This window comes from Saccharopolyspora sp. 6M (genome assembly GCF_020176775.1).
Lineage (GTDB): Bacteria > Actinomycetota > Actinomycetes > Mycobacteriales > Pseudonocardiaceae > Saccharopolyspora_C > Saccharopolyspora_C gregorii.
Map to the genome: position 1 here is coordinate 48,485 of NZ_JAIUJZ010000091.1, position 6,000 is coordinate 54,484.

5 protein-coding genes are annotated in these 6,000 nt (G+C 73.3%); all 5 read right to left on the minus strand.

The window, feature by feature from the left end:
* Positions 1–99: 99 nt before the first annotated feature.
* Positions 100–765: an HAD family hydrolase gene (locus tag LCD31_RS14315; protein WP_224958665.1), complete on the minus strand. Its 666-nt coding sequence runs from the start codon at positions 763–765 to the stop codon at positions 100–102.
* 107 nt (positions 766–872) lie between these two features.
* A complete protein-coding gene (locus LCD31_RS14320; RefSeq protein WP_224958666.1) occupies positions 873–2,630 on the minus strand; it encodes a DUF2637 domain-containing protein in 1,758 nt (585 codons plus the stop codon).
* A 177-nt stretch (positions 2,631–2,807) separates the two neighbouring features.
* Entirely contained in the window at positions 2,808–3,692 is an 885-nt protein-coding gene (locus LCD31_RS14325; RefSeq protein ID WP_224958667.1) for a glycine betaine ABC transporter substrate-binding protein, read from the minus strand.
* 20 nt (positions 3,693–3,712) lie between these two features.
* On the minus strand, positions 3,713–4,573 hold the full coding sequence (locus LCD31_RS14330) for a proline/glycine betaine ABC transporter permease (RefSeq protein WP_224958668.1): 861 nt from the start codon (positions 4,571–4,573) through the stop codon (positions 3,713–3,715).
* Positions 4,566–5,729, minus strand: a complete 1,164-nt coding sequence (locus tag LCD31_RS14335; RefSeq protein ID WP_224958670.1) for a glycine betaine/L-proline ABC transporter ATP-binding protein — start codon at positions 5,727–5,729, stop codon at positions 4,566–4,568. The genes LCD31_RS14330 and LCD31_RS14335 overlap by 8 nt, the downstream gene beginning before the upstream one ends.
* Positions 5,730–6,000 lie beyond the last annotated feature (271 nt).

Consider the following 6,000-nt stretch of genomic DNA (forward strand, 5'->3'; position numbering starts at 1 on the left):
GAGCGGCCGGTTCCGGCCTGACTGGTCATCACGCGGTGATCGTACCGCTCGGCCACCGCGCCCGTCCGCGTTCTGGACCGGCCACCGGGGGCCGTGCGGTCAGGCCGCGAGCAGCTCGTGGGCGGTGGTGACCGCCTCGGTCAGGCTCCCGACGAGCGGAGCGCCGGACCCGGCGAAGTGGTCGCGGGCGTGCAGCGCGCTGCGGCCCGAGTGGTAGACCACGCAGCGGGCACCGACCGAGGCGGCCGCCGCCGCGTCGTCCACCGTGTCGCCGATGAACACCACCCGCGCCGGATCCGGATCGCCCAGCGCCCGCAGGTGGGCGCGGACGTGCGCGGCCTTGGTGTCCGCGAACTCGCCGCTGCGGCCGTGCACGTGCCGGAGGGAACCGGTGATCCCCGCCGCCCGCACCATCGGGACCAGCACCTCGTGCGGGCACATCGACAGCAACGACTGGGTGCCGCCGGAGGCCGCCCACCCGGCGAGCGCGGACTCCGCGTCCGCGGCCAGCGCCAGGTCCGGCAGCGCCCGCGCGTAGTGCTCGTCGAACCCGCCGAGCAGCTCCGCCAGCTCGGCCGCCGCCAGCGGACCGTTCGCCAGCCGCTCGCAGAACACCGAGATCGGCCGGGTGAACAGCCGCTGGTGGTCCTCGACCGTCACCGCCAGGCCCGCGTCGGCGAACGCCGCGATGACCGCGCCGATCATCGCTTCCCCGTCGTCGAGCAACGTCCCGTTCCAGTCCCACACGATGTGGCCGCTCGGCATGGGCCCTCCCGTCGTCCCCGCGACTCTCGCGGACCGCGGTCGCCGGCGTCCAGCTCCGCTCCGGTGACCGGCCCGCGCCTCCCGGCCGGGCCGATCACCTCGCGGGATCAGCTCTGGTCGGCGCCGACCAGCTGGGACTTCTCGTGCGCCTCTTCCTGGGCCATGGACTTGCGGGCCGCGTTGATCTGGCGGCGGCCCCAGCTCTCCGAGAGGCCGTAGCGCTTGGCCAGCTCGGCGGGCTTCACCGGCTGCTCGGCCGCCACCGACATGCGGTAGTCGTAGCGGGCCGCGGAGCGCTTGTCCTGGTCGCTCATCGGCCCGTCCGGGACCGGGGGCAGGGTGAGCGTCTGCTCGGTGTCCTGGACGTCGGTCGGCTTCTTCGCGCCGCCGGTGGTGGTCGCGGCGGGCTTCTGCTTGGCGGCGCCGGACTTGGCGGTGGGCTTCGCGGCGGCCTCGGTCTTCGCGGTCCCCGTCTTCGCGGTCCCCGTCTCCGAGGTGTCGGTCCCCGAGGTGTCCGTCTCCGGGGTGTCGGCCTCGGGGGTGCCGGTCTCGGCGGTGGACGCTGCGGCTCGGGCGTCCTGCTCGGCGGTGACCTTCGGCAGTTCGAGCGTGACCGTGGGGGCGTCCGCGGTGCCGCCGGTGGCGAGCTCGGACCGCGCCTCCTCGGCGGGCCGCTGCGCGTTCCGCGCGGTGGTCGCGGACCGCTCGTCCTGCGCGGTGGTGCCGGATTCCCGCGCCTCGGCGGCGGAATCCGCCGCGACCGCACCGGAGGCCTTCGCGGAGGCATCGGAGTTCGTCGCGGAAGCGCCGGAACTCTTGGTGGTGACGTCGGAGCTCGTCGCGGCGGCGTCGGTCTTCGCCGCAGCCCTGGACGTCGTCGCGGCGGTCGCGGAATCCCGCGCCGTCGAACCGGATTCCGCGGTCTCCGCGGCGGTGGAACCGGCTTGGGCCGAGGACGCGGCGGCGTGCTCGGCGGCCGGGCGCTGTGCCGCGGGCTCGGTGGTCCGGGAGGCCTCGTTCGAGGTGGTCCGCGGCGCGTTCCGGGAGTTCTCGGCGCGCTCGTCGTCCGAAGTGGACGATTCGGTCCGGGCGGCGGGTTCGGCTTCGACGCGCGGCTGGACCTCCGCGCGGGACGCCGGTTCGACGCGCTCGGTCTCGCCGATCGCGCCGGCCGCGGACTGCGAGGCCGCCTGCTGCTCCGCCTCGGCCTGCGCCGCGACCTTGAGCGCGTTCGCGCGGCGGGTTCCGGGCGGGGCGAGGGTGCCGAGACCGGCGATCTCCTCGACCGGGATGTCGATGACCTGCTTGCGGAACGCCTCGCCGGTGCTGCGCCGGTCCACCATCCAGCGCAGCACGAGCAGGCCTGGCCGCAGCCGGAACCCGCGCATGCCGTGCTTGGCCTCGTAGTCCGCGCGCAGCTCCAGCAGCACCACGTCGAACACCGCGACCGCCGCGATGGGCAGCCCGGCGGCGACGATCTGCGCTTCCTGGCTGGGCTGGTGGATCCAATTGATCCACGAGCTGACCCCGGTGAACGCCCACATCAGGATGCGGCCGCGCACGGCGGACCGGCCGTTGATGGAGGAGCGGTAGGTCATCAGGGTGCAGGCGAACGCGGCGCCGTCGAAGGTGGCGGGCACCAGCCACGCCGACCAGTAGGTGAACCCGGCCATCGACTGCATGCCGTACTCGTGCAGGCCGACGAAGCTCGCGCCCCAGCCCATCACGGCGGCCATCGCCACGAAGATCAGCGCGGCGATGGACAGCGAGCGGCTTCCGCGATCGCGGGGGGCGCTGGGAAGCGGCTCCGCGTTCGGAATCGGGCTGCTGGTCGAGTGCTCGCTGCTCTTGGCGGCGTCATGCACGGGGTGTCCTCCAGATTCGCGTGACAGCACGCTCGGCAGTGCCGGATAGTAACTAACCCATCACCTGGACGGATGACCGGATGCCGATTCTGTGCTAGGGGAGGGCCCGATTCGCTCGCGATGAGTGGTTTTCGCCGGGTGACCGACCGCCGCGCGGCAGGAGCGGAGGCGCCGGGATCAACCGGTGAAGCTCGCGATGACCTCCGGGTGCGCGTCGGCCCACCGCGCCGCCGCCGCCTTCTCCTGGCCCTTGGGCGCGGCGTTGACCTCGTTCTCCAGCGACGCCAGCTGCCCGTCGTCGAGGTGGAACTTCCGCACCATCCCCGTCACCTCGGGGAAGTCGGCCGTGAAGCCCTTCCGCCCCACCGCGTGGATCTGCTCCGCCGCCCCCATCGCGCCGCGCGGATCGGCCAGGTCCTTGATCGGGAACTTCGCGTACGCCCAGTGCGGGTGCCACAGCGTCACCACGATCGGCCGCTGGGCGTCGACGGCGCGTTGCAGCGACGCGAGCATCGCGGTGGTCGAGGAGGTCTGCAGGGTGTACTGCCCGTCCAGCCCGTACTGCGGGATCATCTGGTCGCGGGTCACCCGGCTGAGACCGGCCCCCGGGTCGATGCCGGTGATGGTCCCGCCGAACTCGGCGGCCCGGCCGCGCAGGTCCTCGATCGAGTTCACGTCCACCAGGTAGTCCGGCACCGCGATGTTCAACGTTGCCCGGTCGTACCAGACGCCGAGGTCCTCCAGCCGGTCGTGGTACTGCGCCCAGTAGTCGGCGTGCGTCTGCGGCAGCCACGAGTCGAGGAACAGGTCGACGTCGCCCTTCGCCAGCCCCGCGTAGGTCGGCCCGGCCTCCAGCTCGGTCAGCTGCACCTGGTAGCCGCGCCGTTCCAGCACCACTTCGTACAGGTTGCTGACGGCGATCGCCTCGTCCCAGGCGATGTAGCCGATGGTGATCCGCTTGCTCTGCTGCCCGGTCTCCGGTTGCCTGCCACCGCAGCCCGCGGCGAGCAGCACGAGCGCCGCCAGCAGTGCGACGCACGCGCCCCAGCGCGATCTCCGCATGGTCCTGCCTCCCGTCCTCGTCATCCGGTGCGCGCGGCGCGGCGCGCCGCGGGGGAGCGGTCGGCGAGCACGGCGGTGATCCGGTCCAGGTAGACGGCGAGGATCACCACCGCCACGCCCGCTTCGAACCCGGCGCCCAGCTGCACCCGCGTGACCGCGGTGTAGACCTCGGTGCCCAGGCCTTCGGCGCCGACCATGCCCGCGATGACCACCATCGACAGCGACAGCATGATCACCTGGTTGATCCCGGCCATGATCGACGGCAGGGCCAGCGGCAGCTGGATGCCGGTGAGGATCCGCCGCGGCGGCGCCCCGAACGCGTGGCCTGCTTCGACCACCTCGGCGTCGACCTGCCGGATGCCGAGCTCGGTCAGCCGCACCCCCGGCGGCAGCGCGAAGATCACCGTGGCGACCACGCCGGGCACCGACCCGATGTTGAAGAAGAAGATCACCGGGATGAGGTAGACGAACGCGGGCATCGTCTGCATCAGGTCCAGCACCGGCCGCACCACCCGGCTCACCACCCGGCTGCGGGCCGCCAGCACTCCCAGCGGGACGGCCACCGCGATCGCGATCGCGCTGGCCACGAGCACGAGCGCCGAGGTCTGCACCGTCGGCGGGAACTCCCGCATGCTCACCACCAGGCCGAACCCGAGCAGCGCGAACAACGCGAACCGCCAGCCGCGCAGCCACCAGCCCAGCGCCGCCAGCAGCAGCACCAGCACCCACGACGGCGGCCACAGCAGCGCCGCGGTCAGCCCGTCCACCGCCGAGCGCACCACCAGATCGATGAAGTCGAAGACCGGGCCGATGGTGTCGTCGAGGAAGTTCACCAGCGCCTGGAACCAGTCGCCGAGCGGAACCCTGGGCAGCTCAGGCATCGCCGTCCTCCTGCCCGCCCGCGCCGAGCGCGCGCAGCAGCGGCACCGGCCGCACCAGCCCCACCAGCCGGCCCGTCCCGTCTACGACCGGGGTGTCGGTGCCGACGCGACCGAGGAATCCGTCGAGCGTGCGGTCCGCGGCCACGGGCTCCGGCCCGGGGTGCAGCAGGTCGGCGAGCGCTGTGTCGGGTGGTGCGAGCTCCGCGGCCGACCGCTCCAGCAGCCCCACCGGCCGACCGCGGTCGGTGATCGGCAGCCGGTCCAGGTCGTGCTCGCGCAGCAGCTCCAGCGCCCGCCGCAGCGGCCCGGCGCGATCCGCGTGCACGGCCGGTTCGGCGACGAGCCCGGCGGTGAGCACCCGGCTGCGGTCCACGTCCCGCACGAAGCGCGCCACGTAGTCGTCCGCCGGGCGGTGCAGGATCTCCGCGGCGGTGCCGACCTGCACGATGCGCCCGGCGCGCATCACCGCGATGCGGTCGCCCAGCCGCATCGCCTCGTTGAGGTCGTGGGTGATGAACACGATCGTCTTGCCCAGCTCGCCCTGCAGCCGCACCAGCTGATCCTGCATGTCCCGCTTGATCAGCGGGTCGAGCGCGCTGAACGCCTCGTCCATCAGCAGCACGTCGGTGCCCGCGGCCAGTGCTCTGGCCAGCCCTACCCGCTGGCGCATGCCGCCGGAGAGCTGCGCCGGGAACCGGTCCTCCCACCCGGTCAGGCCCACCATGCCCAGCGCCTCCACCGCCCGTTCGCGGGCGCGCGCCGGCGGGTCGCCGCGGACCAGCGGCCCGTACTCGGCGTTGTCCAGCACGGTGCGGTGCGGCAGCAGCGCGAAGTGCTGGAACACCATGCTCATGGTGCGCTGCCGCAGCCCGCGCAATTCCCGGCCGGTGAGCGCGGTGACGTCGCGGTCGTCCGCGCGCACCCGGCCTGCGGTGGGGGTGAGCAGGCCGTTGAGTATCCGGATCAGCGTGGACTTGCCGGAGCCGGACAGGCCCATCACCACGAACGTCTCCCCGGGCTCGACGGTGAACCCGACGTCGAGCACGGCGACCGTGGCGCCCGCCCCGGCCGGGTCACCGGCCCGGGAGCGCCGCAGCGCCTCCTCGGGCCGGGTGCCGAAGACCTTGCACAGGCCGTCCGCTCGGAGCGATGTCAACGCCTCGCCTCCTCGCCCGGTCCGGCTCGCGCGGACCCGTGCCGGATCCCGCGATCCCGTGCGGTGCGGCGGAAATCCTCCGCATCCGACCGAGGATAGGCCCGGGGCGGGCGGGGCCCGACATTGTCGAAAGTCCCGACTGCGGGCGGCCCGCGGAAGTGCCCTGGTTCTCACGATGTGTAACAGGGCGGCGTCCGGTCGGCCGGGACGTTTAAGGTCGGATGCATGCAACCCTGGTCGTCGGTCCCCGTGCCCCAGGTGCCGGGCACAC

Coding starts and splice junctions, on each gene's coding strand:
- LCD31_RS14315 (WP_224958665.1), bottom strand. CDS start 765: ATGCCGAGCGGCCACATCGTGTGGGACTGGAACGGGACGTTGCTCGAC.
- LCD31_RS14330 (WP_224958668.1), bottom strand. CDS start 4,573: ATGCCTGAGCTGCCCAGGGTTCCGCTCGGCGACTGGTTCCAGGCGCTG.
- LCD31_RS14325 (WP_224958667.1), bottom strand. CDS start 3,692: ATGCGGAGATCGCGCTGGGGCGCGTGCGTCGCACTGCTGGCGGCGCTC.